Here is a 15,809-nt window from a genome sequence, read left to right on the forward strand (position 1 = left end):
CCCGTTGCCTTTCCCGCTCGAACTTGACAGAAGGACGGCATGCCGGTCACCGTCCGTCCCGTCTCCTCCAAGCGCGAGCTCAGGCAGTTCCTTGCTCTGCCGCGGCGGATCTATGCCTGTTACAGCGACTATGTCGCTCCGCTCGACCACGACCGCGCCCAGTTGCTGGATCCCGGCAAGAGCGCCTTCTGGACCCATGGGGAGGCGGCCTATTGGCTTGCTTATGATGGGGAGGGCAGGGCTGTCGGCCGCATCTCCGCCCAGATCGATCATCTCGCCACAGGCCCGCAGCATGAGGGCATCGGCTTCTTCGGCTGCCTCGACGCCGTGGACGATGAAAAGGTGGTGGCCGAACTGGTCCGGACTGCAGCTGCCCATCTCGCCGGCAAGGGCAGAAAGGTGATGCGCGGCCCCTTCACGCTGTCGATCAACGCCGAGTCCGGCCTGCTGATCGATGGCTTCACCGCGCCGGCCATGGTGCTGATGCCCTGGCATCCGCCCTATCTGCGCGCCCATCTGGAGGCGGCCGGCCTCACGCTGGTGAAGACACTGCATTCCTACGCCTTCGACCGCCGTCGCAGCGATCTTCCCGACAGGCTCGAAAAGCTCGGCATGGAGCGCCGCCGCAAGGGTTTCGATATCCGCGCCATGCGCATGAACAGGCTGGCCGAGGATGCCGAGCTCGGCCGCTGCCTGTTCAACGGTTCCTGGGCTGCCAATTGGGGCTTCGTGCCGGTTTCCGAAGCGGAGATGACGGCGATGATCAAGGCCTTCAGACCCCTTCTGAAGGCCGATTATGGCGTCTTCGTCGAACGGAAAGGGGAATTGTTGGGCTTTGCCCTGTTCCTGCCCAATGTCTTCGAGATCGCGGGCGATCTCGGGGGCTCGCCGTCCCCCGCCGGCTGGCTGAAACTGGCCTGGCGCGGCCTGACCCGGCGCTTCACCGGCGGCCGCGCCGTGCTGTTCGGCGTGGCGCCGCGGCTGGTCGGGTCGGTCTCCGGTGCCAGCGTCGCGCTGATCCTGGTGGATGAATTGATGCGCCGTGCTGCCATCACCGGTGTGCAAGATTTGGAATGCGGTTGGATTCTTGACGACAACTATGCCATGACGAGCGTAGTTGAATGGCTCGGGGCTCGGTCAACACGCCGTTTCGGTGTATTTGAGACATCGATTCAGTCCCATTACGCCTAAGGACGTGTCCAGGAAGAAGATGTCGACCGATACCCAAGATAACATCCTGTCCAATCCGCAGCGTGTCTATGACGAGGTCGTCAACCTGATCATATCCGAGGGCATGGTCGATCGCGAGAAGGTCACGCCCGACGCAACCTTCGAGACGCTCGGCCTCAAATCCATCGATATCGTGATGATCCTCACGGCGGTGGAAGAAAAATTCGACGTCTATATTCCGATGGATGGCTCGATCGCCGAAGCCAAGGATCTCAAATCCTTCATCGACGGCGTGCTGGCCCGTATCGCCAGTGAAAAGTCCTGATTTGAGCAGAAAGCGCGTCTACATCACCGGCATGGGAGCAGCGACGGCGGCGGGACTCGGGGTTCCGGCGCTGTGGCAGGCCGCGCGCGAGGGACAGAGCGCCATCGGGCCGCTCGAAGTGGCGCGGGAGCTGCGCCACAATATCCGCATCGCCGGCCAGTTGCGCGGTTTCGACCCGGCTGTCCATATCGAGCCCGACGTGCTGGCCTTCTGCGACCGCTTCACCCAGCTCGCCATCGTCGCCGGTGACGAAGCCTTGGCGCAGGCCGGCTTTGCCCGCGCCGACCGGCAGGGCGAGCGTACCGCCACCATCGTCGGCACCGGCGTTGGCGGCGGGGAAACCATCGAGATCGGCATTCACAATGCCTATGTCACTGGCCAGCGCCTCGATCCCTGGAGCGTGCCGCGCCTGATGCCCAATGGCGCCGCTTCGCAATTGAGCGCGCGCCATGGCGCGCGCGGCCCATCCTTTGCCGTCGCCAGCGCTTGCGCCTCCGGTACGCAGGCCATCGGCCTCGGCGCCCATTTCATCCGGGCCGGCATCGTCGACCGCGCTATTGTCGGCGGTGCCGAGGCCTGCATCACCGCCTCTGGCATGAAGGGCTGGGAAGCCCTGCGCGTGCTCTCGCCCAATGCCTGCCGTCCCTTCTCCAAGGACCGCAACGGCATGGTGCTCGGGGAGGGCGCCGCCATCTTCGTGCTGGAGAGCGATGAGAGTGCCCGGGCCAGGGGTGCAACATCGCTGGCCGAGCTCTGCGGCTACGGCACCTCCAGCGATGCCGGCGACATCGTGCGCCCGGACGCCGGCGGCGCGGCTTCCGCCATGCGCCAGGCCCTGCAGGATGCCGGGCTGGAGCCGGAGGCGATCGACTATGTCAACGCCCACGGCACCGGCACGCTCGCCAATGACGCCACCGAGGCGGCTGCGCTCGCTGCGATCTTCGGCGAAAGACTACCCCACCTGCCCGTCTCCTCCACCAAGCCGGTGCATGGCCATGCCCTCGGTGCGGCCGGCGCTATCGAGCTCGCCATTACAGTGATGGCCCTGCGCGAAGGCGTGGCGCCGCCGACCCTCAACTGGACAACGCCCGATCCCCGATGCGATCTTGATTGCGTGCCGGGTCAGAAGAGGGCGGTGACGATGCGCCATGCCATGACGAATTCCTTCGCATTCGGCGGCATCAATGCGGTGCTGATCGTCGGGCAGGCATGAGCGCGCTGCCGCCTCTACGCATCGGCCCCATTGCGGCCCGGGTCGAGGCGGAGGCCGTGCGGCGCTACCGCAAGGCGACCGCCATCGATGGCATGATGAGCCAAGGATTGGCGGGCGACGGTGACGAGGTTCCCGCGACCTTCCCGGCGATCTGGCTGTGGCATCCGGCCGCCAAGGCCGCCTTCGACGATCTTGCCGGCGAAGAGCATCTCATTCCCGTGCTGATAGCCCAGCGCTTCAGCTATTATCGCGCCTTGCGGATCGGCCAGGAGATCCGTTTCGTGATTACGCGGCGGGCGGATGCCTCCGCGCCCGATGATGTGCAGATCGAAGCGCATATCGAAGGAGCGGATGGCGAGGTCATTGCCGATTTTGCCGCGACCTATCGGTTGTTCCAACCTGAGCAGGCGCAATGAGCAATTCGATCCCGCCTATCGTCATAGGCCCGATCGGCCCAAGCGAGGTCGAGGCGTTCGCCCGTGCCTCAGGCGACACCAATCCCCTGCATGTCAGCGCGGCCATCGCCCGCACCATCGGGCTTGAGGCCGCACCCGTGCATGGCATGCTGCTGGTCGCCTATCTGCACGAAGCGGTGCGGCGTTTCCTGCCTGAGGCCGTTATCACCGGCCTGTCGACCCGCTTCATGGCACCTGTGCCGGTCGGTGCTGAAGTCGAGATTTCCGGGCGGACGGTCAAGCGTCGCGAAGACGGAGAGCCGGCTGTGCTGCGTCTCTTCGTCAAGACAGGCGATGGCGTGGTCGCCTGCCTAGCGGAAGCGACTCTATCGTGCGCGATGGAGGGTCGGCCATGAACCGCCAGACCGTGCTGATCACCGGCGCCAGCAGCGGTATCGGCAGGGCTCTGGCACTTGAATATGCCGCACCTGATCGCTGCCTTCTTCTCGTCGGCCGCGACGAGGCGAGGCTGGCTGATATCACTGAACTCTGCCGGGCGCGCGGAGCCACGGTCGTCGCCATCAGCCTCGACGTCCGCGACCGTGAAGCACTCGCCGCCTGGATCGCGGCCCGGGACGGCGAAACGCCGATCGATCTCGCCATCGCCTGCGCCGGCATCGTCTCGGGCACCAGCGCGCAAAGGCCGCTCGACCCGGGCGAGGCGATGCGGGCCGTGCTCGCCGTCGATCTGATGGGGGCGGTCAACACCATCGAGCCGGCCCTCGAGGCCATGCGCCGCCGTCGCCGCGGCCATGTCGCTTTGGTCGGCTCGCTTGCCGGGCTGCGCGGCTTTCCCTCCTCGCCGGCCTATTCCATGGCCAAGGCCGCGGTTCATGCCTATGCCGAGGGCATCCGGCCGGCACTTCGACGGGAAGGCATCACGGTCAGCCTGATCGCGCCGGGTTTCGTCACCACGCCGCTCAACGCCGAGCTGGTCGCGCCGCAGCCGCTCAAGGTCACCGCCGCGCGGGCAGCCCGGATCATCCGCAGCGGCCTCGATCGCCGCAAGCCGGTGATCGCTTTCCCCTTCATCCTCTATGCGGGATTGCGTCTGCTCACTTTGTTGCCCGCCCGTTTCGGCGACTGGTTGCTCGATCGCCCCGGCGTCGATGTGCCGTTGACGCGGGAGCGGGAGCGCGCGGGATCATGACGGTGCTTGCTGGCTTGGTCGGCTCCCTGGCCGGCCTGTGGTGGGTCGCCCTCGTCTCCCTGCTCCTCGGCTCTACACTGCTCGCCTTGCTCCAGCCGGCACTCGTGGCACGCCGGGCCGTTGCCGGCGAACGCGGCCCCATCTCCGTGCTGGTGCCTCTCCGGCGCATCGAGGAAACGAGGAGCGAGGCGAACCGCAAGCTTCTCGACCTGGATTACCCCGGCCTCGAAGTCCTGTTCTCGGTGAGCTGCAGGCAGGCAGAAGATGCCGCGTCCCACCCTCCCATGGAGGGGGAGGGGATGAAACGAGCACGCGCCTCGCTCCTCTTCACCACGCCCATCCCCGATGCCAATCCGAAGATCGCCAATCTCGTCGAATCGGTCGAAGCGGCTGTTCATGATCTCCTGTTGATCAAGGACGCCGCCACCATTCTGCCGCCGGGCGCTCTTGCCGCGATGACGGCAAGTCTGGCTTCGGGCGTCGGGCTGGTCTGCGCCGTGCCGGTGGCGCGAAGGCCCGCCAATTTCGCGGCCCTGCTGGAGGCCAGCCTCGTCAATACCTATGGCGGGAGGCTCCTGCTGGCGCTCTCTGCGCTCGGGGGCGGGGCCGGCATCGGCGCGGCCATGCTGCTGCGGCGCGGCGATCTTCAGGCCGCCGGCGGCCTCTCGGCGATCCTCGACGCGGTGGCCGACGACCATGCTCTGGCAAAGCTTCTGAAGGGCCGGGGCCTGCGTCCGGTCTTCGCCAGCGCCACTGTCGATCAGGACCTCGGCGCTCGTCAGCCTGGCGAGATCTGGCAGAGGCATCTGCGTTGGGCGATCTGCCGGCGCTTGGAAGAACCCTTGGCCTTCGCAGCCGAGCCCTTGACAGGCCTGCCTGCCGCCTGCCTCGCGGCGCTCGCCGTCGCCGCTTTCCTCGGCCTGCCCGCCATACCCTTGCTGGTGCTGTCTATCTTCCTCTGGCCCACAGCCGAATGTGCGCTCGCCTGGCGCAAGGGCTGGCCGCTCTCCCCGGCCATGCCGTTCGCCGTGCTCCTCAGGGAGGCGATCATGCCGGCGCTCTGGCTGAACGCGCTGCTGGCACGCCGCCTCGCCTGGGGCTCGGCCACGATCGCGCTGGCGGGGCGGCGCTGATGCTCCTGGTGATCGATGCCATCGGCCTGGCCGCCGGCCTTTTCCTTGTCGTCCTGCTCGGCCAGCATCTGCGCCTTGCCGGGCGCGCGCGCGGCTACCGGCCGCCCCCGATGCGATCGGACGGCGAGCCTCCGCATATCCTCCTGCAGATCCCGCTCTACAACGAGGCCGGCTCCGTCGAGGGAGCCTTGGCCTCGGCCCTGGCGCTGGACTGGCCGGCCGACCGGCTGACCATCCAGCTCCTCGATGATTCCACCGATGAGACGGCGGCCCTTGCCGCCGCCGCCATTGCCAGCCTGCCGCCGGGAGGCCCGGTGGTGCAGCAGGTCAGGCGGGTAAGCCGGGACGGCTTCAAGGCCGGCGCTCTCGCCGAAGGCATGCGGCGCTGCGATGCACCCTTGATTGCCATCCTCGATGCCGATTTCAGGGCGCCGCGCCAATGGCTGCGGCAGGCGGCAGCGGTGCTGGCGGCCGATGCGCGTGCCGCCTTCGTGCAGTTCCGCTTCGAATTTGGCAATCGCGACCAGAACTGGATGACCTCGGGCCAGCAATTTTCAGTCGATGCGCATTTCCTTGCCGAGCAGGCGGGAAGGCAGGCCGGCGGTGACATGTTCCAGTTCAACGGCACCGGCGCGATCTGGCGCCGCGCCGCCATCGATGCGGCCGGCGGCTGGTCCGCCGACACGCTCGCCGAGGACCTGGACCTGACCGTGCGGACCTATGTCGCCGGCTGGCACGGCCAGCTCATGTTGGAGGCTCCGCTGACCTGCGAGGCGCCTGCCGACCTCGCCAGCTGGCGCGTGCAGCAGGCGCGTTGGTCGAGTGGCTTCATCCAGGTCGCGCGCAAGGGACTGCCGCTGGTCTGGCGCTCGGACTGGAACCTTGCCGCCAAGCTTGGCACCAGCCTGCTGCTCGGCCTGCAGTTTGGCCTGCCCTGTTTCGTGCTGGCGGCGGCCGCCTTTGTACTTGACGGCCTGCTGCGCGGTTTTGGCGGCGGACATGCCCTTCTGGCGATGGGGGTCGCGATTTATGCCGTGACCAGCGCTGTTCTCATTACCTTGCCGCCATTTCTACGCTTGCGCCGAGGTGGTATCATCCGCTACGGGGCAACCCTGATCGCAATTCCGGTCCTGCTCGTCTTTCTGGCGATGGCCAATTCGGCAAGCGTGATCGCCGCTCCCTTCGCGAGGCGGCATGATTTCGTGCGCACGCCCAAGCGCGGTGACCGGTGACAGGCGACAGGGACGGGCGGCGGGTCTTCGGACCCGCCTTGCCTGCCGGCAAGCGAGGCGTTTCCAGGCGGGTCTGAAGACCAGCCCCCCAAATCACCCTCCACGGTTTGGAGGCGAGCAATGACGAGAGACGGAGTTTGACGGGTTTGTGGGAGAGTTTCTGGGCGATCGCCGGCTGGCTGGCGGTGATCTTGGCCGTGATATCGTTGCTCGGCTGGGCGGTCACCTTCGGCTCGACCCTGGCGACCTTCTATCTCGTCTTCAAGCATTGGCGCCTGCGCCGGACCGGCATCGAGGCTGAACGCCGACTGCTGGCGCATGGACTGCCCGCCGACGCCGACCTGCCGGATGTGGTGGTGCAGATCCCCACTTATAATGAAGGCGCCATGGTCGCCCGGGCGCTCGACGCCGCCATCGCGCTCGACTGGCCGCGCGAGCGCCTGCATATCCAGATCCTCGACGATTCCACCGATGGCTCTACCGTCTTCGCCAATGAAGAGGTGGCGAGGCGCCGGGCACTGGGGTTCGACGTGGTGCTTGTTCATCGCAAGGACCGCACCGAATACAAGGCCGGCGCGCTCGCCAATGCCATGACGCTGACGCCGCATGGCTTTTTCGCCATTCTCGACGTCGATTACGTGCCTGATCCCGATTTCCTGCGCAAGACCATGACCTGCCTGTTGGCGGATCCAAAGCTTGCCTTCATCCAGGCCCGCTTCGACTATATGAACCGGGACGCCAACCCGCTGACCCGCACCCAGGCAGTGCTGCTGGACGCGCATCTCGCCGTCGAGCAGGGTACGCGCTGCTGGGCCGGCCATCCCCTGCCGTTCAACGGTACCTGCGGCGTCTGGCGCCGCGAGGCCATCGAGGCGGCCGGCGGCTGGCGCGGCGGCACGCTGGCCGAGGATCTCGATTTGTCCTACCGGGCCTGGCGCATCGGCCGGCGCGGTTCCTTCCTGATGAGCGTACCGGTGCCCGGCGAGCTTCCCGAGACGATGAAGGCCTGGATGAGCCAGCAGCAGCGCTGGACCAAGGGCTTCGGCGAAGTGATGCTGCGCCTGCTCTGCCCGATCCTCGGCGACGGCTCGCTATCGTTGGGCGATCGTCTGAAGGCGGCGATGCATCTGGGGGTCTGGTGGTCGGGCCTCGCCTGGGCCGTGGCCTTGCCGGCCGGCATCGCCGCGATCGTGCTCGGAGTGCCGCTGCGCTGGGAATTGGCTGGCCTCCTTATCAGCCAGCTCCTGATCGGCTATGCCGCCCTCTTCGTGTTCCTGCGAGCCGGCAACCTGTCGCTGCGTCCGGGACAGACCAGCCTTTTCGACTTCCTGCGCGAATTTGCCCAGGTTTCCCGCGACCTCTTCCGCATCGGCGCCGTCATCGGCCCGGCCCAGCGCGAGGTGATCTTCAGGAAACGCAGCGAGTTCGTGCGCACGCCGAAATCCACCGCGGCGCCGAAGGTCGTTTGATGACGTGCCTCAGGGCACTTCGAGCCGGCTCCGGACCAGGAGCAGGCCGACCATGGCGAGCGTTGCGAAGCCGGCGCCGGTGAGGAAAGTGCCGCCGGGGCCCACCATCTCCCAGATCAGGCCGGCTATCACGCTGGCTATCAGCAGGGCGAGGCCGGTGACGAGGTTGTAGACGCCGAAGGCGGTGCCGCGCAGTTCGGCGGGGGCCACCGCGGCAATCAGGGCGGCGAGCAGCCCCTGCGTGAAGCCCATATGCAGCCCCCACAGCGTCACGCCGATGCCGACACCGGTGATTCCAGGGGCGATGGCGAGCACGAGATCGGCGGCGATGAGCAGGATGAGGCCGAGGACCAGCAAGGTGATGCGGTCCATGCGATCGGCCAGGATGCCGACGGGATAGGCCGAGAGCGAATAGGCCAGACTCATGATCACCAGCACGATGGGCACCAGGGCCAGGGGCAGGCCGATCGACTGGGCCTTCAGGATCAGGAAGGCTTCGGAGAAACGCGCCAGGGTAAAGATCGTCGCGACTGCCACCACCCACCAATAGGCCGTGCCCAGACGGGCGAGCTCGTCGCGGTGGAGCGGCATGCGCACGCGCCGAAGCCCTTGGGGCCGTGGCGGCTCCTTGACGAAGACCAGGATCAGGGCGACGGCGACGAAGGCCGGGATCACCGCGACCCAGAACACCGCCTGGAAATGGTCCGCTGTCAGCCACATCAGCCCGATGGCGATGAGCGGTCCGGAAAAGGCCCCGATCGTGTCGAGGGATTGCCTGAGTCCGAAGGCCGCGCCCCGCAGATGCGGCGGCGCGAGGTCGGCGACGAGCGCATCGCGCGGCGCCCCGCGAATGCCCTTGCCGAGCCTGTCGATGAAACGGGCCGCGATGAGCCAGTCGAGCGAGGCTGCGAGCGGAAAGATCGGCTTGGTGCAGGCGGCGAGGCCATAGCCGATCGCAGCCAGGAGCTTGCGCTTGCCGAGCCAGTCGCTGAGCGCGCCCGAAAACACCTTGGTGATCGAGGCCGTCGCCTCGGCAATGCCCTCGATGATGCCGACGGCCAGGGTGGAGGTGCCGAGGACAGCGACCATATAGACCGGCAACAATGCATGGATCATCTCCGAGGAGACATCCATCAGCATGGAGACGAAGCCGAGTGCCCAGATGCCGGCCGGGAGCTTGCGGTCGTTCGACGCTGACGGCGTAGCCGGCGCATTCGGGTCGGTCGATCCGTCGTGCGGATTCATCGGGCGTCTTTCGGCTTACAGGTGGGCGTGATTCGATTGGGAAATCATCGTTTCCATATCAGCCCGGCGCTGGGGCCGCATCCGGAGGATTGCAGGTTCCGGCCCCTGTTCAAGACGAGATCGGGCCGGCGAGGCCCGCCGCCAGGGCGTCGATGGTGACGCGCAGGCGGGCCGAGAGCACGGCATCGGATGGCCAGACGATGTGCACCGGCAGGCCCGGGGCTTCGAAGGCGGCGAGGACGATTTCGAGCCGGCCGGCCACGATCGCCTCGGCGGCCAGCCAATGCGGCAACTGCGCCAGGCCAGTGCCGGCGCAGGCGGCGGCGAGGGCAGCCTGCATCTGTCCGACCCGCAGCCGGCCGCGCACCGGCAGCATCAGCCGCTTGCTTCCGTCCAGGAAGCGCCAGGGCAGGACGTGGTCGTCGGACAGGATGCCGATGCATTGGTGGCCGGCAAGGTCCCCGGGGTGGCGGGGGCGGCCATGCCTGTCGAGATAGGACGGGGCGGCCAAGGTCACCACGCGCTGCGTTCCCAGGCGGCGGGCGGTCAGGCTGATCGTATCCGGCAATTCGCCGATGCGCACGGCAAGATCGACGCCATCCTCGATGAAGTCGACATGGCGGCTGGAGAACAAGGCCTCGATTTCCAGCATTTCGTGGCGCTGCAGGAGGTCCAGCAGGATCGGCATGACGCGGTCCCGGCCGAAGAGGGCCGGGAGGGCGATGCGCAGCCTGCCGACGGGCGCGTTGGCATGGCTGGCGAGGCTTGCTTCGGCGCGTGCCAGCTCGTCCAGCGCGCGCTGGCAGCTGTCGCGGAAGGAGCGGCCGGCATCGGTGAGCGCCAATTTGCGCGTGGTGCGCTGGAACAGGCGCACCTGCAGGCGTTCCTCCAGCCTGGCGATGGCCTTGCCCACCGTGGATTTGGAGAGGCCGAGCTGCGTGGCCGCCATGCTGAAGCTTTCGGCTTCGGCCGCCTGCAGGAAGGCCCGGATGGCATGAAATCGCTCGCTCGAAACCATCCTGTCAATTTGGCGAAATAATTTCGCTAATCAATCGAAAAGAAGGAGCAATTCGAGATCGTGGTTCTGCCGTAGCCTGAGCCGGTTCATGATCGTTCGGAGAGGCTTGCTATGGCGCGCAACGGAGCATTGGAACAAGGCAGCCGCTCGCGCTGGATCGCCCTTGTCGGCATCAGCATCGCCAGCTTCGTGGGCTGCACCGATCTCACCATCGTCAACACCGCCATCCCCGAGATCCAGCGGGGCCTCGCCGCCTCGCTCGGACAGACGCAATGGGTCATCACCCTGTTCGTGATGGCGCTTTCGGCCTTCCTGGTACTCGGCGGCAGGCTGGCCGACCATTATGGCCGGCGGCGCGTGCTCTATGGCGGCATGCTGGTCTTTGCCCTCGCCTCGCTCGGGGCGGGCTTTGCCGGCTCGATCGGGGAACTCGTGCTGTTTCGCTTCATCCAGGGCGCCAGCACCTCGGTGCTCTACACCGCCTCGACGGCGATCGTCGCCGACATGTTCCCTGAGCATGAACGCGGCCGGGCTGTCGGCATCGTCTCGACCGGCGGCGGGGCGGGGCTGGCTCTCGGCCCGATCGCCGGCGGCATCCTGGTCGGGCTCCTGGACTGGCGCTGGGTCTTCTTCATCAACGTGCCCTTCCTGGTGCTGAGCTTCGTGCTCTGCCTGCCGCGCGTGCCGGAGTCGCGTGGAGCCGAGACAAATGAGGGCATCGACTGGTGGGGCGCGGGATTGCTGATCTCAGGCCTGTCCTGCCTGCTGCTGGCGCTCTCGCAGGGGCTCGACTGGGGCTGGACCTCGCCCGTCATCCTCGCGCTGTTGGCCGCCGCGGCTGCGATCCTGGCCGTCTTCGGCCTGGTCCAGCACCGCGGCGCGGCACCACTCCTGCCGCTCGGCCTCCTCGGCAATGGCCGTTTCCTGCTGGTGTGCCTCACCACCATCTGCCTCGGCTTTTTCTATGCCGCCGCCTTGTTCCTGATGCCGCTCTACCTTGCCGTCGCCGGCGGGCATGACAGTTTCATCACCGGCCTCCTGCTGCTGCCGGCGACGGCACTCGTCGCCCTGGTCTCCCCGAGCGTCGGCAGGCTGGCCGACAGCAGCGGCCCCATTCCCTTGCTCATCGCCGGTCTGGCGCTGCTGGCACTCTCCGCCGGGCTGCAGGCCCTGTTCTCGGTTGGCAGCGGGCTCGGCCTCGTCATCGCAGCCTTCGCCGCGATGGGGCTCGGCTGGGGGTGCATCCTCGGCCCCTCGACGGTCGCTGCGCTGTCATCCGTCGCGCCGCGGCTCGGCGGCACCGCCATCGGCGTCAGCTGGACGCTACATAATGTCGGCGGGGCGCTGGGCCTGGTGCTCGCCACCCTGGTCTATCGCCTGGCGGCGGAAAACGCGTTCGAGATTGCCGCCGGCAACTTGCCGGCTGCGGCGGCAGGCCTCGCCGACAGGGTGGTGAGCGAGCCGGACAGGGCGGCCGCCTTGCTGGCAGGCAGCGGCATCGACCCAGTTCGAGCGCAGGATCTCGCCGCCAGCCTGTTCGTCGCCGGCTATCGAGCCAGCATGATCCTGCTGCTCGCCGTCACGTCGGCCACCGTCATTGCCCTCGCTTGGGCCGCGCTGCGCTGGCGGAAAAACGCTACCGCGCAACCAGGTGCGACAGAGGGTGAGGCAGCCGTCCTGCAGGAATGTGTGAGGTCGTAAAAGATCAGCCCTTCGATGTCGCGGAGGCGCCATGTCCCTGCCGCATCCTCGTTCATGCCACCAGGCTGAGTACGTGGATTTGGGCAGCGGTACCGACGGCCAAGCGCTTGTTTATCGCGTCCCACGCAAGTGGCGGGACATTGTGACCGGAAACATCGATGCAGCCTGCCCAAGTACCGGTTGGAATCTCAGGCCAGCGTTCCACGACCTTGCCGGTGGATAGATGAACCAGCTTCGGATACTGGTGTAGGGCTAGGACATGCTCAGCATCAACGGCATGGAGCATGCCGGCCGTTTCGCTATAGGGAATGCTGCTTTCCCATGTCTTCGTGCTGATGCGGTAAACCGACAGTGTGCCAGGATGCGGGATGAGGTCAGGGTCACCTTCATCACCGAAATTTTCTGCGTTCGGATTGGCCGCCAACGCGATGTGGTCGTCATCGAGGAAGGTTGCAGATGCGAGTTCCGCTTCGGTGGGTAGTGTTGCGTCGAGGGAGTCGAGCAAGGCGGGATCGCCCAGTACGTCGGCAACTCCATAGATGCTGACGGCGTAAGCCGGATGCCACACCCAACCCGCGCTCATCAGTGTCGTTCCATTGGGGCTGATTACCAAGCCGGAGTGGAAAATATCAGCAAGTTCGCGTGTCGCGCTGGTCGTGAGGCGCTCGCCGGTTTCCAAGAGTTCGATTTCCAGTCGAGCATGATGCTGCGGACAATGTGCGATTGCCGGTTGCCCGTCAGGTAGATCGAAGAGGGCAATGGGATAGTCAAAGTCATCGGCAAGATTGAAGCTGCGATCAATTTCCCGGATGAATGCCCCTTTGCAAAGGACTATGCCCTTGGTGCCGCGCCGTTCATAGAGAACGGCGTAGTCGCTGCGAGGGGACTGGACCACGCTATCGAAACGATAGCCATACCTCACATGCCCCGAGGTCCTCGAACCGTCCAGACCGTATATGTCTGCTCCCCCTATCCAGTCCACCAGTTCATCGCCCTGCCAGGCCAGCGATTGGGCGCCCGAGATCGGAAGTTCGAGATAGTGAAAGGACGGCATGGGTCGTTCCGCTGCCTCAAGCCGCCGGCCGGAGCACGCCGGTCTGGCGGCCGGCGGTGGCGATGATGTCGAGCGCGGCCTCGATATCGGCGGCGCTGTGGGCGGCCGAGACGGAATAGCGCAGCACCACCTCGCCATTGGGTGTGGCCGGCGGGATCAGCATGTTGACATAGAGCCCAGTGCGCAACAGCGCGGTCCAGGTCTCCAACCCGGCCTTGATGCCCGGCATGCGCACGGCGCCGACCGGGCCAGACGGGGCCAGAGGCGGCAGGCCGAGGCCGGTCAGGCCGCGATGCAGGGCCTCCGCACGTTTGGTGACGGTGGCGCGGCGCTCGCTGTCGCCGGCGATGATCGAAAGCGCCTGCCTGGCGGCGGCGACCACCGGCGGCGGCAGGGAGGCGGTGTAGAGATAGCTGCGCGCGGCAAAGCGCAGGGCCCGGAAGGCCGGATCATTGGTGACGCAATAGCCGCCGACCACGCCGACGCTCTTGGAGAAGGTGCCGACGATCACGTCGACCTTGTCCTCCACGCCCTGCGCTTCGGCAACGCCGCGGCCCCTGGCGCCGTAGAGGCCGAGCGAATGGGCCTCGTCGACCAGGAGCACGGTGCCGGTTTCCGAGGTCACGGCGCTGATCGCTTCGAGGCCGGCGACATCGCCGAGCACGCTGTAGAGGCCCTCGACGATGACGAGCGTGCGGCTCGGCGCGATGTCGCTTGCCGCGATGACGCGTGCGAGATCGGCGGCGTCATTGTGCTTGAAGGTGAGGATTTTCGCGCCAGACAGCTTGCAGGCGTCGAAGATCGAGGCATGGCAATGGGCGTCGAGCACCACGGCATCGCCTTCACGCACCAGCCCACCGATGGCGCCGAGATTGGCCATGAAGCCGGTGGAAAACACCACGGCGTCACGCCGGCCGTAGAGTTCGGCAATCGCTTTTTCGAGCTCGATATGCAGGGCCTGGTTGCCGCTGGCGACGCGCGAGGCGGTCGAGCCGGTGCCGAAGCTCGCCAGCGCCGTACTGGCCGCCTCGATGCAGGAGGGATCGAAATTGAGGCCGAGATAGGAATTGGTGCCGAACATCAGGGTCTCGCGACCTTCGATCACCGCCCGGACCGGGCTCAACACCTTCTCGATCACCACGCTGAGCGGGGTGAGGGCGCCTCCGGTGGAGCGATCGAAAATATCGGCGAATCCCTGCGACCGTGCCTTGATGCCTGGCGGCCCTGCCATCGTCACTCCTTGTTCTCCAGAGCAAAATGCGTTTAGACGGAAACGCTCGTTTGCTCTAACTCCTTGTTTCGACGTGTCTTTGCGATTTGAAGTGATTCCGTCAAATCACTGAACACCTTGAGCAAGCCGCACAGCGGCGGAACGTTTGCCTGCTCCAACGCATTGTTTCGATGCGCTTTTGCAATCCATGCAAGACTGCTGAATCACAAACGCCAATCGTCCGGCGAGAGTTTCCACTGTCGCCGGCTTGTTTCGGTCATACCCTATTTTTTCGCCTCGTCCATCTTCTCGACTGGAGCGAATCCGTCGCTCGAAGGGAGTTATGCCTTGAAACGCCTGATCGTCAGCCATCGCACGACCTATCGCTATGCCGAACAGGTTAGCTTCGGCCCGCATCGCATGATGCTGCGCCCACGCGACAGCCATGAGATGAGGCTGATCTCGGCCACCCTCACCACCTCGCTGCCAGCCGATTTCGCCTGGAGTTACGATGTTTTCGGCAATGAGGTCTGCACGGGGGTCTTCACGGGACAGGCCAGCGAATTGTCGATCGAGAGCCACCTCGAGATCGAGCGCTTCGCCTCGGCTGCACCGACGGCCCATCTGACCGGCAGGGAAGCCCCCTTTCCCGTGACCTATTCGGCTGACGAGGCCATCGATCTCGGCGCCGCCATGCTCGCCTCCGCCGACGATTATCCCGATGAGCTCAGGCTCTGGATCGCCGGTGCCCCGAAGCGCCATCCGGGTGGCGCGCGCGACCTGCTGACCGGCCTGTGCCAGGAGATCCATGGCGAGTTCGGCTATGTCACCCGTTTCGAACAGTCGACCCAGGATCCCGCCTTCACTTTCGCCAGCCGGAGTGGAGCCTGTCGCGACTTCGCGGCTTTGTTCATCGCCGCCGCCCGCCTGCTCGGCTTCGGAGCGCGTTTCGTTTCCGGCTACCTGTTCGATCCTCCGGCCGAAATGGGTGCGCCCATCCTGCAGGGGGCGGGGGCAACCCATGCCTGGGCCGAAGTCTATCTGCCGGATATCGGCTGGATCGAGTTCGACCCCACCAATGGCCTGGTGGCATCCGATCGCCTGATTCGCATCGCCGCCGTGCGCGAGCCGCATCAGGCAGTGCCGATAGCGGGCTCCTTCATCGGCTCCCCCTCGGCCTTCATCGGGCTTTGGGTCGGCGTCGATGTCGAGGAGGTGGAAGAGGCGGGTGTGTCGCCGTAGGGGCGGTATCGTGCACAAAGATAACGAGCACACTGAATTGGGCACGACAATCCTTCCCCGGTTTCGGGGAAGGTGTCGCTGCATGGCAGCGACGGAAGGGGGAGAGTGGCGTTGCGAGTGCTCTATCATGACCCGTTAGCGCCATCCGCCTCCATCCGCCCCCATCCGGCCCGGCTTTGCCGGCCCAGCTTC

The 15,809-nt window shown here is 66.2% G+C and carries 15 protein-coding genes; 11 read left to right on the plus strand and 4 right to left on the minus strand.

What is annotated here, in order from left to right; all coding sequences use genetic code 11:
- Positions 1 to 39: 39 nt before the first annotated feature.
- The 9 genes from ACZYTC_RS22555 (at position 40) to ACZYTC_RS22595 (ending at position 8,147) form a co-directional block, all read left to right on the plus strand.
- Entirely contained in the window at positions 40 to 1,191 is a 1,152-nt protein-coding gene (locus ACZYTC_RS22555) for a hypothetical protein (RefSeq protein WP_441773268.1), read from the plus strand.
- 19 nt (positions 1,192 to 1,210) lie between these two features.
- On the plus strand, positions 1,211 to 1,495 hold the full coding sequence (locus ACZYTC_RS22560; protein ID WP_434958289.1) for an acyl carrier protein: 285 nt from the start codon (positions 1,211 to 1,213) through the stop codon (positions 1,493 to 1,495).
- A 1-nt stretch (position 1,496) separates the two neighbouring features.
- On the plus strand, positions 1,497 to 2,708 hold the full coding sequence (locus tag ACZYTC_RS22565) for a beta-ketoacyl-[acyl-carrier-protein] synthase family protein (RefSeq protein ID WP_488990571.1): 1,212 nt from the start codon (positions 1,497 to 1,499) through the stop codon (positions 2,706 to 2,708).
- The gene (locus ACZYTC_RS22570; RefSeq protein ID WP_488990572.1) at positions 2,705 to 3,124 is read left to right on the plus strand and encodes a hypothetical protein; all 420 of its coding nucleotides are present in this window, start codon (positions 2,705 to 2,707) and stop codon (positions 3,122 to 3,124) included. Before ACZYTC_RS22565 ends, ACZYTC_RS22570 begins: the two co-directional genes overlap by 4 nt.
- A complete protein-coding gene (locus ACZYTC_RS22575) occupies positions 3,121 to 3,519 on the plus strand; it encodes a MaoC family dehydratase (RefSeq protein WP_434958286.1) in 399 nt (132 codons plus the stop codon). Before ACZYTC_RS22570 ends, ACZYTC_RS22575 begins: the two co-directional genes overlap by 4 nt.
- Positions 3,516 to 4,313 (plus strand): SDR family NAD(P)-dependent oxidoreductase, encoded by a 798-nt coding sequence (locus ACZYTC_RS22580; protein WP_488990573.1) that lies wholly within the window; start codon positions 3,516 to 3,518, stop codon positions 4,311 to 4,313. Before ACZYTC_RS22575 ends, ACZYTC_RS22580 begins: the two co-directional genes overlap by 4 nt.
- Positions 4,310 to 5,446 (plus strand): glycosyltransferase, encoded by a 1,137-nt coding sequence (locus ACZYTC_RS22585; RefSeq protein WP_441773265.1) that lies wholly within the window; start codon positions 4,310 to 4,312, stop codon positions 5,444 to 5,446. Before ACZYTC_RS22580 ends, ACZYTC_RS22585 begins: the two co-directional genes overlap by 4 nt.
- Positions 5,446 to 6,678, plus strand: a complete 1,233-nt coding sequence (locus ACZYTC_RS22590; RefSeq protein WP_488990574.1) for a glycosyltransferase family 2 protein — start codon at positions 5,446 to 5,448, stop codon at positions 6,676 to 6,678. The genes ACZYTC_RS22585 and ACZYTC_RS22590 overlap by 1 nt, the downstream gene beginning before the upstream one ends.
- Positions 6,679 to 6,815: 137 nt before the next feature.
- On the plus strand, positions 6,816 to 8,147 hold the full coding sequence (locus ACZYTC_RS22595; protein ID WP_434958282.1) for a glycosyltransferase family 2 protein: 1,332 nt from the start codon (positions 6,816 to 6,818) through the stop codon (positions 8,145 to 8,147).
- Positions 8,148 to 8,156: 9 nt separating this feature from the next.
- Here the strand turns inward: ACZYTC_RS22595 and ACZYTC_RS22600 are convergent, their stop codons facing one another.
- Both ACZYTC_RS22600 and ACZYTC_RS22605 read right to left on the minus strand, forming a co-directional pair.
- Complete coding sequence (locus ACZYTC_RS22600) at positions 8,157 to 9,392, minus strand: MFS transporter (protein ID WP_488990575.1); 1,236 nt, start codon at positions 9,390 to 9,392, stop codon at positions 8,157 to 8,159.
- A gap of 109 nt (positions 9,393 to 9,501) precedes the next feature.
- A complete protein-coding gene (locus ACZYTC_RS22605; RefSeq protein WP_488990576.1) occupies positions 9,502 to 10,410 on the minus strand; it encodes a LysR family transcriptional regulator in 909 nt (302 codons plus the stop codon).
- Positions 10,411 to 10,521: 111 nt separating this feature from the next.
- Between ACZYTC_RS22605 and ACZYTC_RS22610 the strand changes: the two genes are divergently transcribed.
- Positions 10,522 to 12,111: a DHA2 family efflux MFS transporter permease subunit gene (locus ACZYTC_RS22610; RefSeq protein ID WP_488990577.1), complete on the plus strand. Its 1,590-nt coding sequence runs from the start codon at positions 10,522 to 10,524 to the stop codon at positions 12,109 to 12,111.
- Positions 12,112 to 12,163: 52 nt separating this feature from the next.
- On the opposite strand, the gene ACZYTC_RS22615 is transcribed toward ACZYTC_RS22610, so the two are convergent.
- Both ACZYTC_RS22615 and ACZYTC_RS22620 read right to left on the minus strand, forming a co-directional pair.
- Positions 12,164 to 13,165: a hypothetical protein gene (locus tag ACZYTC_RS22615; protein ID WP_441773261.1), complete on the minus strand. Its 1,002-nt coding sequence runs from the start codon at positions 13,163 to 13,165 to the stop codon at positions 12,164 to 12,166.
- Positions 13,166 to 13,181: 16 nt separating this feature from the next.
- Entirely contained in the window at positions 13,182 to 14,396 is a 1,215-nt protein-coding gene (locus tag ACZYTC_RS22620; protein WP_441773260.1) for an aminotransferase class I/II-fold pyridoxal phosphate-dependent enzyme, read from the minus strand.
- Between the two features lie 327 nt (positions 14,397 to 14,723).
- Between ACZYTC_RS22620 and ACZYTC_RS22625 the strand changes: the two genes are divergently transcribed.
- Positions 14,724 to 15,617, plus strand: a complete 894-nt coding sequence (locus ACZYTC_RS22625) for a transglutaminase family protein (protein WP_441773259.1) — start codon at positions 14,724 to 14,726, stop codon at positions 15,615 to 15,617.
- Positions 15,618 to 15,809: the final 192 nt, after the last annotated feature.

The organism is Labrys sp. F242, assembly GCF_057813875.1.

Excerpts from the sequence above, each read along its gene's own strand:
- ACZYTC_RS22555 (WP_441773268.1), top strand. The coding sequence starts at position 40 with ATGCCGGTCACCGTCCGTCCCGTCTCCTCCAAGCGCGAGCTCAGGCAG.
- ACZYTC_RS22560 (WP_434958289.1), top strand. The coding sequence starts at position 1,211 with ATGTCGACCGATACCCAAGATAACATCCTGTCCAATCCGCAGCGTGTC.
- ACZYTC_RS22570 (WP_488990572.1), top strand. The coding sequence starts at position 2,705 with ATGAGCGCGCTGCCGCCTCTACGCATCGGCCCCATTGCGGCCCGGGTC.
- ACZYTC_RS22575 (WP_434958286.1), top strand. The coding sequence starts at position 3,121 with ATGAGCAATTCGATCCCGCCTATCGTCATAGGCCCGATCGGCCCAAGC.
- ACZYTC_RS22580 (WP_488990573.1), top strand. The coding sequence starts at position 3,516 with ATGAACCGCCAGACCGTGCTGATCACCGGCGCCAGCAGCGGTATCGGC.
- ACZYTC_RS22585 (WP_441773265.1), top strand. The coding sequence starts at position 4,310 with ATGACGGTGCTTGCTGGCTTGGTCGGCTCCCTGGCCGGCCTGTGGTGG.
- ACZYTC_RS22590 (WP_488990574.1), top strand. The coding sequence starts at position 5,446 with ATGCTCCTGGTGATCGATGCCATCGGCCTGGCCGCCGGCCTTTTCCTT.
- ACZYTC_RS22600 (WP_488990575.1), bottom strand. The coding sequence starts at position 9,392 with ATGAATCCGCACGACGGATCGACCGACCCGAATGCGCCGGCTACGCCG.
- ACZYTC_RS22605 (WP_488990576.1), bottom strand. The coding sequence starts at position 10,410 with ATGGTTTCGAGCGAGCGATTTCATGCCATCCGGGCCTTCCTGCAGGCG.
- ACZYTC_RS22610 (WP_488990577.1), top strand. The coding sequence starts at position 10,522 with ATGGCGCGCAACGGAGCATTGGAACAAGGCAGCCGCTCGCGCTGGATC.
- ACZYTC_RS22615 (WP_441773261.1), bottom strand. The coding sequence starts at position 13,165 with ATGCCGTCCTTTCACTATCTCGAACTTCCGATCTCGGGCGCCCAATCG.
- ACZYTC_RS22620 (WP_441773260.1), bottom strand. The coding sequence starts at position 14,396 with ATGGCAGGGCCGCCAGGCATCAAGGCACGGTCGCAGGGATTCGCCGAT.